Origin of the sequence: Enterococcus sp. AZ194 (genome assembly GCF_051713825.1) — a bacterium.
GTDB lineage: Bacteria > Bacillota > Bacilli > Lactobacillales > Enterococcaceae > Enterococcus_K.
On record NZ_JBIOQR010000001.1, the window covers coordinates 892,501 to 909,170 of the forward strand.

Here is a 16,670-nt window from a genome sequence, read left to right on the forward strand (position 1 = left end):
TGCTGGGTAGCTATGTAGGGAAGGGATAAACGCTGAAAGCATCTAAGTGTGAAGCCCACCTCAAGATGAGATTTCCCATTTCTTTAAGAAAGTAAGACCCCTGAGAGATGATCAGGTAGATAGGTTAGGAGTGGAAGTGCAGTGATGTACGGAGCGGACTAATACTAATCGGTCGAGGACTTAACCAAAGAAAAAAGAAAAGAATGAACTCGAAGAGTTTCAATTAAAATACTTCAAATCCAGTTTTGAGTGAGCGAAAGCATAACTCAATAAGATACATCACCAAGTGTGGTGGCGATAGCGAGAAGGATACACCTGTTCCCATGCCGAACACAGAAGTTAAGCTTCTTAGCGCCGATTGTAGTGAGGGGTTTCCCCTTGTGAGAGTAGGACGTCGCCACGCTTGTAGTATTCCGGCATAGCTCAGTTGGTAGTAGCGCATGACTGTTAATCATGATGTCGTAGGTTCGAGTCCTACTGCCGGAGTCATTAAGAGATAGATTAGCTATCTCTTTTTTTTTCGTTAAATAAAGAGCCCTTTATGGCAAATGACCTGGTTAGAAATGGAATCAACCTGTTTACTGAACTGTAAGCCCGAAGTAATCTACCACATCAAATTAATGAAATCCCTCCTGTAAGATAGAGTTATCAATCAGACAGGAGGGACTTACTTATAAATAAACAAACTCAAAATACCCTCGTACCAGATGAATTACTCCCTTCCACACCTACGACATAATCCTCTTCAAAAAAACAACTTGCCCTCACGCTTCATACCGATCAAACAAACTTGGCTATCTATAATGGTATCGATAGCTGTCTTCTATGCGCTGTATTAAGAGAGTTAAAGCTCGATGCTTGATTTTTCTAACCTGACATACGTCCATTTTTTTTCGTGGTTATACAGATATAAGAAAAGGAATCGCTGGCTTAGCGCATTTGTTCAAACTCAATATGAGATGAATGTATATTAGAGCTTGACACGTTTCATCAGCTATTGTGACTTTTATTGGGGACGTGCCAACTCATCTATTTTTCCTAAATGGTTATATAAATTTCCTGCCAATCTTGAAATGGGTAGTAGTTTTTCGGGAAGAATATACTCTCTTGTTTGATCAAAGATAGACTCATCAAAATAATAATCGAGGACCTCAAGAACAAATAAGTCACTAATGGTTTGGCCGTTGTGATCTGTGATTGGTAAATATTGATGCACACGGACCTCCATTCTTATAGGAACCTCTTTTAAGGAAGGGATAGCTACTGATTGACTTACCTCGAGTGTTAGGTCAGTAAGGGATAATTCACTTTCCTCAGCTGGCAACGATGCAGAGGTGGCATTCATGGCTTCTAACACTGCTTCATTGACGATGTGGATGACGCCTTCTTTATTTGCTAGCAGATTAGTTGTTGTATCCTTTTGTTCTGTGCCTTTGCGGTTGATTGAAATAGTCACCAAGGGAAGTTCTTTTGAGGCAACAGTAAAATAGCTAAAGGGGGCCAAATTAACAACAGAGGTTTCGATGTTTTTTGTTGTAATCCATGCAATAGGACGAGGGATTATAGAGCCTGTCAAAAATTTATAGTGTTGTTTGGGACTAAGGTCTTTTGCTGAGTAATGGATCATAATGATTCTCCTTTCGTATGTGACAGAACGCCTTATCCTTATAGATAGATATCAGTGTTAGGTCGTCTTCTTGATTATATGGTAAAGAGGCCGGTTATTATAGTTAAACCGACCTCTCTCAAGGTAGTACTAGTTTCGTATTTTGTTGGCTTCAGAAGTATCGAATGGACGGACATATTCTTCAATTTCTTTACGTTTCGGTTCTAAAAATGGAGGGAGTGCTAGAATTTCTCCAGCAGTTTCATAGGTTTCATCCTCCAAGAAACCAGGGCCATCAGTTGCTAATTCAAAGAGAATTCCTGGGGCTGCTCTAAAGTATTCTGATTCAAAGTAGAAACGCTGAACATAACCTGAATTAGGTAGTTCTAATTGATCAAAACGTTTAATCCAAAATTCGAGTGCTTGTCGGTCTTCTACACGAAACGCGAGATGATGGACATTACCGAAGCCTTCTCTTGCCACAGGTAAATCTGTTCGGTGTTCGATAATGACACTTGCCCCGTTTCCGCCTTCTCCTACTTCAAATAGGTAGAAGTTTCCCTCGGTTGCGACTTGCCTAAATCCTAAAACTTGTTCTAATAAAAGTTTCATATGATCCAAATTTTCGACAGTGAGAAAACTCGGTCCTAAGCCTATGAGCGCGGCAGCTTCTGGGACATTCGAGTTTTTCCAGGGAACACCGGCTGCAACGCCTGAATTGGTTTCGTCGGAGATTAATTGGTATCGTTGATTATCAAAATCCTCGAACTCTAAGTATTTTTTTCCGAAACGCTGGTTAATTTCACCATGTGTAATCGCCTGTTCATCAAAACGTAATACCCAGTATTTAAGGGCTTCGTCGTCTTTTACACGAAATGAGGTTCGGGAAATGCTGTTCGTTCCTTTAAGACCTTTGGGAATTCCTGGGAAGTCAAAAAACGTCATATCTGTTCCGGGACTACCTAGGTCGTCAGTAAAATATAAGTGATATGTCTCAATATCATCTTGATTGACAGTTTTTTTTATTAAACGTAATCCTAAAATATCTGTAAAAAAGCGGTAAATCTTTTCAGCGCTCGATGTAATAGCTGTTACATGGTGTAATCCAATAATTTCCTGATTCATAAGTCATTCCTCCTCAAATCTAAATAATTAACTTACTAAAAGTAAGTATAATGGATGTTGTCTTTTTTAGCAATTAATATAGCTTATCACAAAAAAAGTTAGGTATAATGGACAATAGATAGAAATGGAGGATATCTATGAATAAACACTTATTATTTGATTTAGATGGGACAATCATTGATTCTAGCGAGGGTATTTATAACTCGGTTCAGTATGCTGCAGAAAAATTATCCTTACCTAAGCTGACGATAGAGACCCTCAGAAAATTTATTGGTCCGCCGTTAAAAGAATCTTTTCAGGTATATTGTTCACTTGATGACAAAAAAGCCGATGAAGCAGTCGCCTATTATCGAGAAAACTATCAAGAATCAGGCATGTTCCAGATTGCCCCCTATGAAGGAATTACTGAAGTGATTAAAGCGTTAAATCAAAACAATTCAATCTATATTGCTACTTCTAAGCCTGAGAAATTTGCTAAAGAAATTCTTACTTATTTGGAGCTATCTGATTATTTTGAAGGAATTTATGGCGCTGATTTGGCTGGAGAGAGAAGTCAAAAAGCGGAGGTTATCTCTTATGCGCTTAGTCATCATCCTGAGATTGATAAAAAGCAGGCAGTAATGATTGGCGATAGGGAACATGATATTTTTGGTGGAAAAGTCAATCACCTAATGACTTTAGGTGTTTTATATGGGTTTGGTTCAAAAGAGGAATTGTTGTCTGCTGGTGCTGATAAACTAGCTGATAACCCTAATGATATTGTCCGTGTACTATCAGAATAAACAAAAAGAGCTTGGAACATAACTTTTTTAAGTTATGTTCCAAGCTCACCTAAGCCACTTGACGGGCTTGAACCGTCGACCTCATCCTTACCATGGATGCGCTCTACCAACTGAGCTAAAGCGGCAAGTTATTTAACACAAATATTAGAATACAGAATATAGATTGGTTTGTCAATATTGGAAGCGGAAGTTTGTTAAAATTTGTGTATATAAATTTTTTGATTTTCTACAGCTAGATTTATTGATCTTTTAACTCCCTAAGATGTCTAACATTTTATAAACAAAAGAAAAAGCGAAGATCGTGGCAGTACAGGTGAAAGCCGATGACTGTTTAAACGAGCTCCGCTTTTATGCTTATTCTGCTAGTTCTTTTTGAAGTTTTGTATAGAGTGTTTGTGTCTCATCTTGTTTTTTGGACGTAAAATAATAGTCTTTGTTTTTGGTTTGGATTTTTAAAATGGGACTAGAGGACTGGTCAACAAAAAGTGTAGCCTTTCTATTTTCAACGGTAAATTGCCCTAGTTCATAATGTTCAGTTCCCATACCGTTAACACGAGTTCGGTTATTCGGAAGCTTATCAAGTAAGGAGATTTTTTCGATTTTATCTAAATCTATAGTCGAATGACTGAAAGGTGCTTGCAACTTTAGTTCTTCTTTGGATAAATTTGCTTGAAAAGGTTCTTGTCCAAAATCAACCATAAATAATGGGGTTAAACTAAAGAATAATACAACAACAATTCCGAAGCCCGTTAAGCCCATAATAATTTTTCCGGCCTTTTTGCCTAAATTAATGGAGATATTCATGCCGATACGATCAGCAACCATTAATCTTGAATCATTTGGATTGATATAAATACCAAATTTCCAATATTGGTCATCTCCTGAGTAACGGTATTCAGCTGTTTGTTCAATAATCTTGTCTTGTTTGTTTCTTAAATCATATAGGTAGTAGGTAGTAAATGCGCAACCGAACAAGATCAAAACCATGTAGCCCATCATCAAAACAAAAGAGAAGTGATAGTTTTCCAATAAACCAACTCTAGGAATAAAAGAAATCGGCGCCAGCAACCAAAATAAAATAGTGGTGATAACGGACCAATGATGCCGAAAAAGATCATTGTAACGTTTATTCAACTCTGTGTTACTAGTGTAAGTTTTGGTAGGTAAGCGAAAAATTGAATAGTATAAACCACCAAATAATAGACAACACCCCAGCCCACTTAAAAGCGCAAACCAAGTAGTAGAGCTTAAACCAAACGTTAAGAGGGTATAAATTGCTCCAATGACGCTGATAAGAATTGGCGGCAATGACCACCATAGCGAAAGTATTTTTTGATTCTTTTCAACCACTAATTTGGTATCAATCATTAAGGGACTGATATCAACAAGCCAGCTATTTTGTACAAGTAATTGACGCATCTTTCGGATATATATAATTTGGCAATAAGTCATGCTCCCGATTGAAACAAATAGTAACACCAACAAGCCAAATATAGTGATAGAATCGTAGGGAGATAATAAGAGTGGTGATGAGGCGACAGATAAAATGGTCGCAATTTGTAAAAGTCGACGTTTATATTCATTTCGTAAGTTTGTAATCTCTGGTTCCTGTAAATGCTCTTTAGAAATGGTGTTTTCTAAAATAATATTTTTATGAGGATTACCAGTGACTCTAGCTGATAACGCGATTATAAACATGATAATAATTAAACCAATAATTAGATAGAAGTTCATTTGTTTTCCTCCTGTTCAAACCCAGCGATAATTTGTGTTACTTGAGCAATAATAGCTTCCTTTGATTGATCATGAACTACGGCCTCAGCTAAAAGTAATAGAATTTTTTTTGAGAAAATTTCAGAAAACCCGTTATCCTTAACGGGCAATTTAGCAACTTTAGTGCCCAGGCGTCTATCCGTAACTATGTAGCCTTCTTGCTTTAGTTGAGTATAAGCTTTTGAGACAGTCATCATATTGACTCCTGTTTCGTCTGCTAGCTGTCGAACGGAGGGAAGTAATTCATCTTCACTTAATTCGTTTTTTGCAATGCCGATAATAATTTGATTGCGAATTTGTTGATAAATCGGTTCTTCTGAATGTGGATCAATGGTCAGTAACATTTCTTCACCTCTTTGTATTAGATATTGTAATACAAAGAATGCAGCAATGCAATAAAAAGATCTCTTTCTATTAGAAATGAGCAGCGAGTGGAGAACACTAATGGCCGAATGCGTACCAATCACTAGATGGATAATGAAACCGCAGCAATCGGAAAAGTCTGCAAATAAGCTAGAGTTTTTGGACGCTTAAATGAATCCATAAAATTATCTGACTTTTCTGTCAAGTAGTTGAGTTCATTTCTTAAGAGGAGTAGAATAGGTAATGGAATTATATTTGAAAGGATGAGATGGATGACAGCAATTAATCAAGAATTAACAAAAAAGTTTAATCAGGAATATCTTGCCAACAACAAACAGCAGGCGTTGCAACGTGGGGTTGTAAAAAACGGAATCTCGGCTTCAGCAGAAAATATCTCGGCACATGTCAATAATGTCCCTGTATTTTCAGTAGATGTTGCGACAGGAAAAGTGGCCAATCAAAAACAATCAGGACGTTGCTGGATGTTTGCGGCATTAAATACCTTCCGTCATAAATTATTAACTAGCTATCAATTAAAAGAATTCGAATTGTCTCAAAATTATACATTCTTTTGGGATAAATATGAAAAAGCAAATTATTTTTATGAAAATATTCTTGCGACAGCTACAGATGCATTAGATAGCCGTAAAGTTGCTTTCTTATTGTCTATGCCTCAACAAGATGGTGGACAATGGGACATGATCGTCTCTATTTTCCAAAAATATGGGATTGTTCCAAAATCAGCGATGCCAGAAAGCAGCAACAGCTCAAACTCTAGAGATTTAAATAATTACTTAAATAAAAAATTGCGTAAAGATGCAGTAACACTTCGTCAAATGGTTGCAGAGAAAAAATCGTCAGAAGCGATTCAAGAAACCAAAGAAAAAATGCTTCAAGATGTCTATAACTTCCTAGCGACTTCATTAGGAACACCTCCAGAAACCTTTGACTTTGAGTATCGTGATGAAGAAAAAAATTATCACATTGACCGTCAGTTGACACCTCAAAGCTTCTATGAAAAATACATTGGTGTGGATTTAACGGAGTACGTAAGTATCATTAACGCACCAACAGCAGATAAACCGTATAACAAATCTTATACAGTTGAGATGTTAGGGAACGTTGTTGGTGGAAAAGAAGTCAAATATTTAAACGTAGACATGACCGCCTTCAAAAAATTGGCGATTGCTCAATTAGAACAAGGCGAGTCTGTTTGGTTTGGTTGTGATGTCGGTCAATCATCTACACGTGATAGCGGTATAATGGCACTTGATGCGTACGATATGAATGATTTATTTGATGTTGATTTTACAATGACCAAAGCCGAACGTTTGGATCATGGGGAAAGTTTGATGACTCACGCAATGGTCTTGACAGGTGTCGACATCATTGATGGAAAATCAACAAAATGGAGAGTTGAAAATAGCTGGGGCGATAAAGTCGGTGACAAAGGATTCTTTGTTATGAGCGATGCTTGGATGGATGAATATACTTACCAAATCGTTGTAAGAAAAGACTTATTGAGTCCAGAACAATTAGCTGCTTTTGAAGAAGCACCTAAACTATTAGCACCTTGGGATCCTATGGGCGCTCTTGCCTAAACAAATGGAGGAGCAGGGGAATCAGCTGATTTCTCTGCCCTTTTTCTAATTTAACGGTTGTTTTTAATTAAGTGGGTTATAAAAAAATGAGTAGATGAGTTATAGGAGGAATCTTTGTGGCAAAAAAATATACAACAAAACATGAGGTTGCCTATTATGAATGCGATATTAATCAAACAATGACTTTTCCTTCTATGTTAGGTGTTGTGATTAAAACGTCAGAGGAACAAAGTGATAAATTAGATCGAGGTTCCGAGTTTGTTGCAAGCTTTGGTTTGACGTGGGTGATTACCAATTATCAAATGGCGATTACTCGATTACCAAAAGTGGGTGAGATAATTGATGTGACCACGCAAGCGCTAGAATATAATAAGTATTTCTGTTATCGGAACTTCTGGGTTCATGATCAAGAGGGCAATGAATTGGTAGCAATTGAGTCTGTCTTTGTGTTAATGGATTTGAAAAATCGCAAAATGAGTAGTGTGATTGAAGAGATTATTGCGCCTTATGAGAGTGAAAAAATCAAAAAAATCAAACGGGCACCAAAAATGGAGAAGATTCAGCAGGCAGAGGTGATTCCTTATCGCGTTCGGTTTTACGATATTGATAGTAATCAACACGTGAATAATGCGATGTATTTTAATTGGATGATTGATGTGTTAGGATATGACTTTTTAACGACACATCAACCTGTCGCCGTCAATATTCGTTTTGATAAGGAAGTCGAGTATGGCAATATGATTGATAGTCATTACGAGATTGTAGCACTTGAGGAACAAATAGAAACACGACATGAGATTAAAATTGGCGAGCTTGTGTGTTGCGAAGCGGCCATTCAGTGGAAAAAGAAATAAAAAAAGCACATGAAAGAAATCATAGTAGAGAGTCTGATTAAACGCAGGTCACAGAAGCAACTCCATCTCCATCTCCATTACATTCCGCTCTCATCAATCTCTACGCATGGGACATGCTAGAATTGAAGGACTACGCAAAAAGACTTCAATCTCATCAATTTCTAAAGGTGAAACACCTTAAGAATTGATGGATTACATGCCGCTCTCAACAACTTCTACGCAGGTCACATGCTAGAGTTGAAGGTTCGGAAAATAAGAAGGAATTCACGAAAATTGTTTTTCAAATTTTTGTGAATCTCAGCTTATTTCTCGGAGGTAAACACTTCTGTTCCAACCTTCTCTACTAGATAGACCTTCATGTGTTTTTGTTTTTTTTAGGATTGCATAAAGTGAATCAAGCGGTCTGTTGACAACTGATTATTGGTTGCGATGAGTAGTTTTAAGCGAGCTTTCTGACTGTTAATACTATTACAGAAAATGATGCCTAGGTCTTGAAGCTCTTTACCGCCACCTTCGTATTCATAAACAGGTTCGGCGATGCCATTGAAACACCGTGAGACAAGAACCACGGGCACATTTTTTTCGATAAGTAGTCGAATGGCGGGAAGGGTGTCAGGTGGTAGGTTGCCAGCACCTAACGCCTCAATTACCAATCCATCAAGTGGGGATTTAGCCAGAGTCTCGATTAAGTCGCCGTGCATACCTGCATAAGCTTTAACAATCGGAATAAGCCCCTCCACCAGATTCGTATCTAAGTGCTCGGTTTCTAATAACTCTTGCATAAATAATATACGTTGTTTAGTCACAATGCCAATCGGTCCCAAGGTCGGTGTTCGAAAGGTGGCTACGTTGGTTGTGTGCGTTTTGGTGACATAACGGGCAGAATGAATTTCATCATTCATAACGACAAGGACTCCTTTATCACGCGCTTCAGGACAAGAAGCGACACGAATCGCACTTTCAAAATTGTAAAGTCCGTCGCTACCAAGCTCATTACTTGAACGCATAGCTCCAGTCAAGACAATCGGAATCAGGTGGCCAATAGTGGTATCTAAGAAAAAGGCGGTCTCTTCTAAGGTATCGGTTCCGTGGGTAATGACAATCCCCGAGAATTTTTGAGCAATTGCTTTGAGAATTCTGTTTTTTAAACGTAACATGTGCTCGGGCATAATGTGTGGAGAGGGAACGTTAAATATATCTTCTACAAAGAGTTCGACCTCTTGTGGAATGGCGATTTCAGCAGCCATTAACGGATTGACCACATCGGGACTCACGCCACCAGTTATTGAATCTTCTTTCATGGCAATCGTGCCACCCGTGTGTAAGACAAGAATTTTTTTCATTCATTCACCTTCTATAGGGATTTTTTGCAACAGCTTCAGCACCTATTGTATACTATAACAATAAGAAAAAAAACTGGAGGCCACAAAATGATTCGAATTGGGCTAACCTCATTTAAAGAGCATGACAAATTAACTGGAAAACCGAATAATACGTTGTACGAATATGCCGGTTTTTTGCCGTTTGTTGAGCTGGATACTGCTTACTACGGCATCCCCAAAAGGACGAGCGTAGAGAAGTGGGTTGAAGAGGTCCCGCCGTCCTTTCGTTTTGTGGTGAAAGTCTATCAAGGAATCAGCGGGCAAGGAAAATGGCAGGATTATTATTCTTCTGAGGCGGAGATGTTCAGGCATTTCCTAGAAGCGATGACGCCGATGATTCAATCCAAAAAGCTCTACTGTTTTTTATTACAGTTTCCAGCGACCTTTAAATGCACCAAAGAAAATGTGGCCTATCTTGAACGGGTTCGTGCTTATTTTGGAGACCTACCTCTAGCGGTCGAACTACGTGATTTTTCTTGGTATTCAGAAAAGCTTCTAATGGGCATGCGAACCTTCATGCAAAAGCACAAGTTTTCGTTAGCAATTATTGATGAACCACAATTATTAAATGCGACGGTTCCGTTTGACCCATTTGTTACGAATGCTGAGTTTGCTTTATTTCGTTTTCATGGTAGAAATACAAGCGGTTGGCAGAGCAATGATTCGGGGTGGCGTAAAAAGAGGACGCTCTATCGTTATAACCACCAAGAACTTTCTGAAATTGCTGATGCGATTAATCAAGTTCAAAAAGAAACGAAGGAAATCGGCATCATTTTTAATAATAATTCTGGAGGCGATGCGGCAGGAAACGCGCTGGAATTAAAGGAAATACTGGGGATTACTTACGATGATTTGAATCCTGCCCAAATTGATTTATTTTAAGGAGACCATATGATTAAAGCAATCTTTTTTGATATAGATGGAACACTTGTAACAAGTAGTTCAAAAGCTTTAACAAGCACTCGTGAGGCGATAGCCGCCGCCCAAAAGAAGGGGATTTTGTGCGGGGTTGCTACGGGAAGAAGCCCTGTACGAATCAAACAAATTACCGATAATCTAGCACTCGATATGTTTGTGACATATAATGGCCAATACGTTTACACCGCAGATGAGGTCATTTATGAAGAGGCGTTTGATCCAGCTGTGTTAAAAGAAATCGTTACATTTGCTGATGAAAGGCATCGACAGATTATGTTTGGTGGAAAAGACAAGATAGATGGTAGTACGACGATGATCATGGGGCAGGCACGCTGGGTGAAGAAGGTGAGCACCTTTTTGCCTAAGTGGTTTCCTGTCAAGACGGTCAAAATTCTTTTACAAAAGTTTAGTCCAAACCGCCGCAAAGTTCGTTATGAACAGCTAGAGATACTCAAGGAACCAATTTATCAGTGTATTCTGTTCAGCTCAGAGTCAGAGGATGAGAAGCTTCGCCAGCTATTCCCAAACTGTACCTTACAGCGTTCTAATCCTTATTCAGTGGATTTAATTCCAAAAGGGGGATCGAAGCTTACGGGGATCGATTATTTTCTTGAAACAAAAGGAATTAATCGATCAGAAGTGATGGCCTTTGGCGATAATTTTAATGATAACGAGATGCTTTCAGGTGTTGGAATTGGGGTTGCTATGGGAAATGGGCGCACCACGACGAAACAAGCAGCGGATTATATAACGGATACAAATGAGGCAGATGGCATTGCAAAAGCCTTACGCCATTTTCATATTATTGAGGAGTGAACAAGTAGTGACGAAACAAACGCCCTTTGAACAAGCAGAAGAATTTCATAAAACCTTTGATCCAAGAAGACCAGCTGTGCCGACCGCATTTAGCCCAGAAGAAGCCTCCTTTCGTGCGGGCTTTAAGCAAGAAGAATTAGTTGAATTTTTATATGCGGCAAGTAATAATGACTTAGCGTTGTTTGATGAATTAACTGACCAGCTGCAACGAGATCTGTTGAAAGCAAAAGAAAAGGTTCTTGCTAAGAAGGAGCCAGTTGAAGATGTTTTAGTTGGCGAAGTGGATGCCTTAGTGGATATTCTCTACTTTACGTATGGCTCATTTTCTTTAATCGGCGTCAATCCAATGCCTATTTTTGAAATTGTTCATCGAGCCAATATGGGCAAATTGTTCCCAGATGGCCGACCACACTACGACCCAATCACTAATAAGGTACTAAAGCCTGAGCATTGGGCACAAACTTACGCACCGGAACCAAAAATCAAACAGGAAATTGCCCGTCAACGAGCTGAAAAAGAAGCAAACTAAAAAATGTGGCAGTCTTTATATACAACAAGAGGTTGGGACAGAAGCAACTCCTGTCCCAACCTCTTCTAGTGTATGATTGTATTACTATTCTTTAATCGAAAAATGTATAATACAAGGCGCGGATGGCTTTTTCTTCTTGTGCTTCTTGAATGCCAAACATAATGCTGACTTCAGAAGAGCCTTGGTTAATCATTTCTAAGTTGACATGTTTTCTGGCTAAGGCACTAGTACTTTCAGCAGTAACCCCGATACGCTGACGCATGCCTTCTCCAACAACCATAATCATGGATAGATTATGCGTAATTCGAAGTTCATCAGGATCTAGTTCAAAAGCTAGACGACGCATTAATTCTTCTTCGCTTTCTTTGGTTAATTGGCGTTCTCTCAAAATAATGGAGACATCATCAATTCCAGAGGGCATATGCTCATAACTAAGTGATAATTCTTCAAAGACCTGCAAGATTCTGCGGACGAAACCAATCTCTCTATTCATCAGATATTTGCTGATGTAAATACTAGCAAATCCTTGATCGCTAGCAATCCCGACCACTGGCTGTTTTGAAATGTCACGTTGGGTAGTAATCAGTGTTCCTGGATGTTGGGGATTATTGGTATTTTTAATTACAACAGGAATCTTCGCACGGTATGAAGGCATTAATGCTTCATCGTGGAAAACAGAAAAACCGGCATAGGCTAACTCACGCATTTCACGATAGGTTAGTTCTTTGATTGTTTCGGGCTGATGTACATATCCTGGATGAGACACATAGATGCCATCGACGTCTGTAAAGTTTTCGTAGAGGTCAACCTTCATCCCAGCAGCAACGATGGAGCCAGTAATATCAGAACCTCCACGTGAAAATGTGCAGACATTTCCTTCTTGCGTGTACCCAAAGAAACCCGGAATGACCAAGATAGCTTCTTCATTGCGCCATTTGTAAATCTCATCATAAGAAGCTTGGAGGATGCGCGCATTCCCTGGTTCATCACTGACCAATAACCCTAACTCTTTGGGATTGATGTAAAGTGCAGAAAGTCCTTTTGCTTCTAATATTCCAGCAACTAGCTTGGCATTGTTGTTTTCACCACTCGCTAAAAAAGTATCTGACAGGTGCGGATTATCGCTTAAAGGTAGCTCCTGTAACGACTGAATATTCTCTTTAATTGCGGTCATAATAGCAGGCGCTATATGAAAAGCATCGGCAATCTCTTGGTATCGTTGAGTGATTTGTTGGATCAAATCAGTCGTAGGTTGATGGTTCAGAGTCGCTTCGTAATAGGCAATCAATAGGTCAGTGACCTTAATATCATCGTGGGTTCGCTTACCAGGCGCTGAGACAACAACAAACTTACGCTGTCTATCTTCTTTAATGATATTAACCACTTTCTCTAATTGACTGGCAGAAGCAAGAGAGCTGCCACCAAATTTTACGACTTTCATTTTTTTCACTCCTATTTTTAATATTTCTTTAAGGATACAAAATTAGGCCTGTAAAATCAAGGATGTTTCAGAATAAATATGTAAAATAATGAGAAAATTTCATAATAAAAATGCAATTGTTCATTTCATAGGAAGTGTTTTTTTTGAGCAGTGAAAAAAAGAGCGAAAAAAAGAAAAGTTTTTGGTGTTAGATAGTGAATGCTTTTTTTGTTTGTGATATAATCTAGCGTAGACGTCTTTTGTTTACAAGAGACTAGGAACCAGAAATTGTAGATAATTAGGTCGAATGAACAAGAGGTTCATTTACTTTATAGGCATATAGGAAAATGGAGGAACCTTAAATGGGAAGTAATGTTATCATTGGAATCATAATTGGAATAATTGTCGTGGCGGCACTGTTATATTTAGTAGGCCACTTTATGAGAAAGAGAAACCAAGAACGACTAGATGTACTCGAGAAACGAAGAGAAGACTTGTTCGATTTACCGGTTGATGAAGAAGTAGATGATGTAAAAAGAATGCATCTGGTTGGTCAGAGTCAGAATACATTTAGAGAATGGCGTCAAAAATGGTCAGATATTACGACGAGTTCTTTTGCAGAGTTAGAGACGAAAATTTTTGAAGTGGAAAGTCTAAACGAAAACCTACATTTCCTTAAAGGTAAGAAAATGGTTGTTGAAGCTGAAGAAACCATGGATGAGATGGAAGAGCTAGTGGCTGAGATTCGTGCAGGGTTACGTGAATTACGCGAAAGTGAAGAACGAAATTCATTAGAAGTCCAAAAAGCCCTAGATGTTTATGAAGAACTAAAAAAAGCTTTAAAAGAAGACAACAGCATTTATGGACCAGCTTATTCAGAATTACAAAAACAAATTAAAAATATCGAAATTGAATTTACTCAATTTGTTACATTAAACACTTCGGGAGATCCAATTGAAGCACGCGAAGTATTGGAGCAGGCAGAACGCCATACCTATGAAGTGGATGACTTAATGAAACGTATTCCTCCATTATATGAAGAGTTAAGTAAAACGTATCCGGACCAATTAAAAGAAATTGAAGATGGTTACAAACGTATGATTGAACAACAGTATGTATTCCCAGAGAAGGATTTTGCAGACGATATCAAACGAGCAAAAAATCGTGTTGAAAACTCAATGAATGATTTGGAAAAGGCTGAGGTTGAAGCTGTAGAAGTAGCCAATATTGATACGGCCAATTCAATTGATGCATTATACGTTGTTTTAGAAAGAGAAATTGAAGCGAAAAAATATGTGGTTCAAAGTCAAAAAACAATTCAAGATTATATTGACCATGCAACAAAAAATAACCGCCAATTGTTAATTGAATTAGACCATACTTCTCAAAGCTATACATTAAACCATAATCAAGTAGGGCGGGCACGTGGTTTCCAAACAGAGGTAGATGAGTTATCTCGTCGCAATAGTCAGATGGAACCATTACTTGCCAAACATGAAGTTGCATACTCTGATGTCCAACATTTTTACAAAAATGCCTTTAAAGTGTTAGATGATATTGAAGCACAACAAGTCGAGATTGATGATTCCTTACGTCAATTACGTAAAGGTGAAAAAGTTGCCCAAGAAAAAATTGAGAAGCTTGAATTTAGTTTACGTAATTTGAAACGTTTTGTAGAGAAACAACGCTTACCTGGTTTGCCTGGTGATTACTTAGAATTTTTCTTTGTAGCTACTGATCGAATTGAAGAATTATCTCGTGCTCTAAATCGTATCCGCATTAATATGGAAGAAATCAATAAGTTAGTAAACTTGTGCGAAGAAGATATCGAGATGCTTGAAAAAAGAACGTATGATTTGGTGGATGCTGCTGCATTGACGGAACAAATGATGCAATATGCGAATCGTTATCGTCATACACATCCTGAGATCAAACAAGCAATTGAGAAAACGTTAGTCTTATTCAGTAAAGAATATCGTTATCAAGATGCCTTAGATGAGATTGGAACGGCACTAGAACAAGTAGAGAGTGGTGCATTCAAACGAATCGAGAACTTCTACTTTAATAACCAAGAATTAGTTTAATAGTGACTTGTAGAAGCTACTCTCCTGTTGGAAAGTAGCTTCTTTTAATGGAATCAGGCCGGTTTGATAGATAAGAAACAGAGCTTTCTGGAACGTAGCCAAGATTCGTTGATTCTGATTTCTGAGGGTACATTACTAAAACTTCAAAAGAGCACAATCACTTGATAAAGGAAAGAATAAAGTATTTCGTTTTTGAGAAATGTCGAAACTTGAAAGCTCTTGTGACAACGGGTATAATAGGAAAGAATTTCAAATAAAGAGGGGTTCCTTATGATTTATTTTGATAATAGTGCAACAACAGCGATAGACCCACAGGCTTTAGATACATTTGTAAAAACAAGCCAACGAATTCAAGGAAATCCATCAAGCTTACATGATTTAGGCAATCAAGCGAATCGGTTATTAAAGCAAGCAAGAAAACAAATTGCTGATCAATTAAAGGTTTCGAGTGATGAAATATATTTTACAAGTGGCGGAACAGAAGGCGATAACTGGGTATTAAAAGGAACAGCAATCGCCAAAAGAGAATTTGGCAACCACATAATTATCTCGGGAATCGAACATCCAGCTGTGAGTGAGACGGCAGAACAACTTCGTCAGTTGGGGTTAGAGGTTAGTATCTTACCTGTCGATGAACAAGGGTTTGTCAAAGTAGACCAGTTAGCAGGGTTAATAAAAAAAGAAACTATCTTAGTATCAATCATAGCAGTCAATAATGAAATTGGCTCAATACAGCCAATTAAAAAAATCAGTCAGGTGTTGTCTGATTTTCCAAAAGTTCATTTTCATGTGGATGCGGTTCAGGCAATCACGAAAGTTCCTCAAGAAGAGTGGTTCACTGAGCGAGTTGATTTTGCTACATTTTCCGCTCACAAATTCCATGGTCCACGTGGGGTCGGGTTTATTTATTGGAAAAAAGGACGCAAGCTAGCACCTCTTTTAACCGGTGGCGGCCAAGAAAATAATCAACGAAGTAGCACAGAAAATCTTCCTGGTATTGTGTCAATGGCGAGGGCTCTACGTCTTTCATTTATGAAAAAAGAAGAGCGGCCTGAGCATGTAGCCTTGTTAAAGGATTATTTGATGGGGGCCTTAGCTGAGTATGACAAGATTACACTATTTTCAAAAAATGAAGCCTTTGCTCCTCATATCCTCTGTTTTGCATTAAAAGGGATACGTGGAGAAGTCCTTGTCCATGCCTTGGAGGAAAAACAGATTTATATATCGACAACGAGCGCTTGTTCAAGCAGAAAAAAACTATCTAGTTCGACGTTAGGTGCGATGCATGTTCCAAGTGAACTAGCGACATCCGCTGTCCGAATTAGTCTAGATGAAAGCAACACTATGGCTGAAGTTGAGCAGTTTTTGATTGTCTTTCACCAACTATACAAAAAATTTGGAACAATTAATTAAGGAG

14 protein-coding genes, 2 tRNA genes and 2 rRNA genes (1 of these 18 running past the window's edge) are annotated in these 16,670 nt (G+C 38.3%); 11 read left to right on the forward strand and 7 right to left on the reverse strand.

The window, feature by feature from the left end:
- From IGI37_RS04225 to IGI37_RS04235, 3 genes are all read left to right on the forward strand, one after another.
- Positions 1 to 188, forward strand: a 23S ribosomal RNA gene (locus IGI37_RS04225) (it extends 2,726 nt beyond the left edge of the window).
- 99 nt (positions 189 to 287) lie between these two features.
- A 5S ribosomal RNA gene (gene rrf / locus IGI37_RS04230) occupies positions 288 to 403 on the forward strand.
- Between the two features lie 9 nt (positions 404 to 412).
- A tRNA-Asn gene (locus IGI37_RS04235) sits at positions 413 to 486 on the forward strand.
- Between the two features lie 520 nt (positions 487 to 1,006).
- Here IGI37_RS04235 and IGI37_RS04240 read toward each other — a convergent pair.
- Together IGI37_RS04240 and IGI37_RS04245 are read right to left on the reverse strand one after the other, a co-directional pair.
- The gene (locus tag IGI37_RS04240) at positions 1,007 to 1,627 is read right to left on the reverse strand and encodes a flavin reductase family protein (RefSeq protein WP_438760190.1); all 621 of its coding nucleotides are present in this window, start codon (positions 1,625 to 1,627) and stop codon (positions 1,007 to 1,009) included.
- A gap of 129 nt (positions 1,628 to 1,756) precedes the next feature.
- Positions 1,757 to 2,731 carry a ring-cleaving dioxygenase gene (locus IGI37_RS04245; RefSeq protein ID WP_438760191.1) on the reverse strand — a complete coding sequence of 325 codons (975 nt, stop codon included), beginning with the start codon at positions 2,729 to 2,731 and terminating at the stop codon, positions 1,757 to 1,759.
- Between the two features lie 137 nt (positions 2,732 to 2,868).
- Between IGI37_RS04245 and IGI37_RS04250 the strand changes: the two genes are divergently transcribed.
- A complete protein-coding gene (locus IGI37_RS04250) occupies positions 2,869 to 3,513 on the forward strand; it encodes an HAD hydrolase-like protein (protein WP_438760192.1) in 645 nt (214 codons plus the stop codon).
- A gap of 52 nt (positions 3,514 to 3,565) precedes the next feature.
- Here the strand turns inward: IGI37_RS04250 and IGI37_RS04255 are convergent.
- The 3 genes from IGI37_RS04255 to IGI37_RS04265 form a co-directional block, all read right to left on the reverse strand.
- Positions 3,566 to 3,638 (reverse strand) — tRNA-Thr (locus tag IGI37_RS04255).
- Positions 3,639 to 3,867: 229 nt separating this feature from the next.
- Positions 3,868 to 5,247 (reverse strand): PH domain-containing protein, encoded by a 1,380-nt coding sequence (locus IGI37_RS04260; protein WP_438760193.1) that lies wholly within the window; start codon positions 5,245 to 5,247, stop codon positions 3,868 to 3,870.
- Entirely contained in the window at positions 5,244 to 5,630 is a 387-nt protein-coding gene (locus tag IGI37_RS04265) for a GntR family transcriptional regulator (protein WP_438760194.1), read from the reverse strand. The genes IGI37_RS04260 and IGI37_RS04265 overlap by 4 nt, the downstream gene beginning before the upstream one ends.
- A gap of 291 nt (positions 5,631 to 5,921) precedes the next feature.
- On the opposite strand from IGI37_RS04265, the gene IGI37_RS04270 reads away from it, so the two are divergent.
- Both IGI37_RS04270 and IGI37_RS04275 read left to right on the forward strand, forming a co-directional pair.
- Positions 5,922 to 7,250 carry an aminopeptidase C gene (locus IGI37_RS04270; RefSeq protein WP_438760195.1) on the forward strand — a complete coding sequence of 443 codons (1,329 nt, stop codon included), beginning with the start codon at positions 5,922 to 5,924 and terminating at the stop codon, positions 7,248 to 7,250.
- A 116-nt stretch (positions 7,251 to 7,366) separates the two neighbouring features.
- Entirely contained in the window at positions 7,367 to 8,104 is a 738-nt protein-coding gene (locus IGI37_RS04275) for an acyl-ACP thioesterase domain-containing protein (RefSeq protein ID WP_438760196.1), read from the forward strand.
- A 374-nt stretch (positions 8,105 to 8,478) separates the two neighbouring features.
- On the opposite strand, the gene IGI37_RS04280 is transcribed toward IGI37_RS04275, so the two are convergent.
- A complete protein-coding gene (locus tag IGI37_RS04280; protein WP_438760198.1) occupies positions 8,479 to 9,447 on the reverse strand; it encodes an asparaginase in 969 nt (322 codons plus the stop codon).
- An 87-nt stretch (positions 9,448 to 9,534) separates the two neighbouring features.
- Here IGI37_RS04280 and IGI37_RS04285 point away from each other — a divergent pair, with 87 nt between their 5' ends.
- From IGI37_RS04285 to IGI37_RS04295, 3 genes are read left to right on the forward strand one after another with little or no spacing between them, the layout of a single operon-like run.
- A complete protein-coding gene (locus IGI37_RS04285) occupies positions 9,535 to 10,368 on the forward strand; it encodes a DUF72 domain-containing protein (protein WP_438760199.1) in 834 nt (277 codons plus the stop codon).
- A gap of 9 nt (positions 10,369 to 10,377) precedes the next feature.
- On the forward strand, positions 10,378 to 11,220 hold the full coding sequence (locus tag IGI37_RS04290) for a Cof-type HAD-IIB family hydrolase (RefSeq protein WP_438760200.1): 843 nt from the start codon (positions 10,378 to 10,380) through the stop codon (positions 11,218 to 11,220).
- Between the two features lie 7 nt (positions 11,221 to 11,227).
- Positions 11,228 to 11,749, forward strand: coding sequence for an HAD family hydrolase (locus IGI37_RS04295; RefSeq protein ID WP_438760201.1), 522 nt, complete (start codon positions 11,228 to 11,230; stop codon positions 11,747 to 11,749).
- Between the two features lie 91 nt (positions 11,750 to 11,840).
- Here IGI37_RS04295 and IGI37_RS04300 read toward each other — a convergent pair whose 3' ends face one another.
- Positions 11,841 to 13,190: an aspartate kinase gene (locus IGI37_RS04300; protein WP_438760202.1), complete on the reverse strand. Its 1,350-nt coding sequence runs from the start codon at positions 13,188 to 13,190 to the stop codon at positions 11,841 to 11,843.
- A gap of 341 nt (positions 13,191 to 13,531) precedes the next feature.
- On the opposite strand from IGI37_RS04300, the gene IGI37_RS04305 reads away from it, so the two are divergent.
- Positions 13,532 to 15,253 (forward strand): septation ring formation regulator EzrA, encoded by a 1,722-nt coding sequence (locus tag IGI37_RS04305; protein ID WP_438760203.1) that lies wholly within the window; start codon positions 13,532 to 13,534, stop codon positions 15,251 to 15,253.
- A 270-nt stretch (positions 15,254 to 15,523) separates the two neighbouring features.
- Positions 15,524 to 16,666 (forward strand): cysteine desulfurase family protein, encoded by a 1,143-nt coding sequence (locus IGI37_RS04310; protein ID WP_438760204.1) that lies wholly within the window; start codon positions 15,524 to 15,526, stop codon positions 16,664 to 16,666.
- Positions 16,667 to 16,670 lie beyond the last annotated feature (4 nt).

What these genes read in the sequence shown, in the direction of transcription:
- IGI37_RS04310 (WP_438760204.1), top strand. Translation starts at nt 15,524, where the DNA reads ATGATTTATTTTGATAATAGTGCAACAACAGCGATAGACCCACAGGCT.
- IGI37_RS04270 (WP_438760195.1), top strand. Translation starts at nt 5,922, where the DNA reads ATGACAGCAATTAATCAAGAATTAACAAAAAAGTTTAATCAGGAATAT.
- IGI37_RS04250 (WP_438760192.1), top strand. Translation starts at nt 2,869, where the DNA reads ATGAATAAACACTTATTATTTGATTTAGATGGGACAATCATTGATTCT.
- IGI37_RS04300 (WP_438760202.1), bottom strand. Translation starts at nt 13,190, where the DNA reads ATGAAAGTCGTAAAATTTGGTGGCAGCTCTCTTGCTTCTGCCAGTCAA.
- IGI37_RS04280 (WP_438760198.1), bottom strand. Translation starts at nt 9,447, where the DNA reads ATGAAAAAAATTCTTGTCTTACACACGGGTGGCACGATTGCCATGAAA.
- IGI37_RS04305 (WP_438760203.1), top strand. Translation starts at nt 13,532, where the DNA reads ATGGGAAGTAATGTTATCATTGGAATCATAATTGGAATAATTGTCGTG.
- IGI37_RS04245 (WP_438760191.1), bottom strand. Translation starts at nt 2,731, where the DNA reads ATGAATCAGGAAATTATTGGATTACACCATGTAACAGCTATTACATCG.
- IGI37_RS04265 (WP_438760194.1), bottom strand. Translation starts at nt 5,630, where the DNA reads ATGTTACTGACCATTGATCCACATTCAGAAGAACCGATTTATCAACAA.
- IGI37_RS04240 (WP_438760190.1), bottom strand. Translation starts at nt 1,627, where the DNA reads ATGATCCATTACTCAGCAAAAGACCTTAGTCCCAAACAACACTATAAA.
- IGI37_RS04290 (WP_438760200.1), top strand. Translation starts at nt 10,378, where the DNA reads ATGATTAAAGCAATCTTTTTTGATATAGATGGAACACTTGTAACAAGT.
- IGI37_RS04260 (WP_438760193.1), bottom strand. Translation starts at nt 5,247, where the DNA reads ATGAACTTCTATCTAATTATTGGTTTAATTATTATCATGTTTATAATC.
- IGI37_RS04285 (WP_438760199.1), top strand. Translation starts at nt 9,535, where the DNA reads ATGATTCGAATTGGGCTAACCTCATTTAAAGAGCATGACAAATTAACT.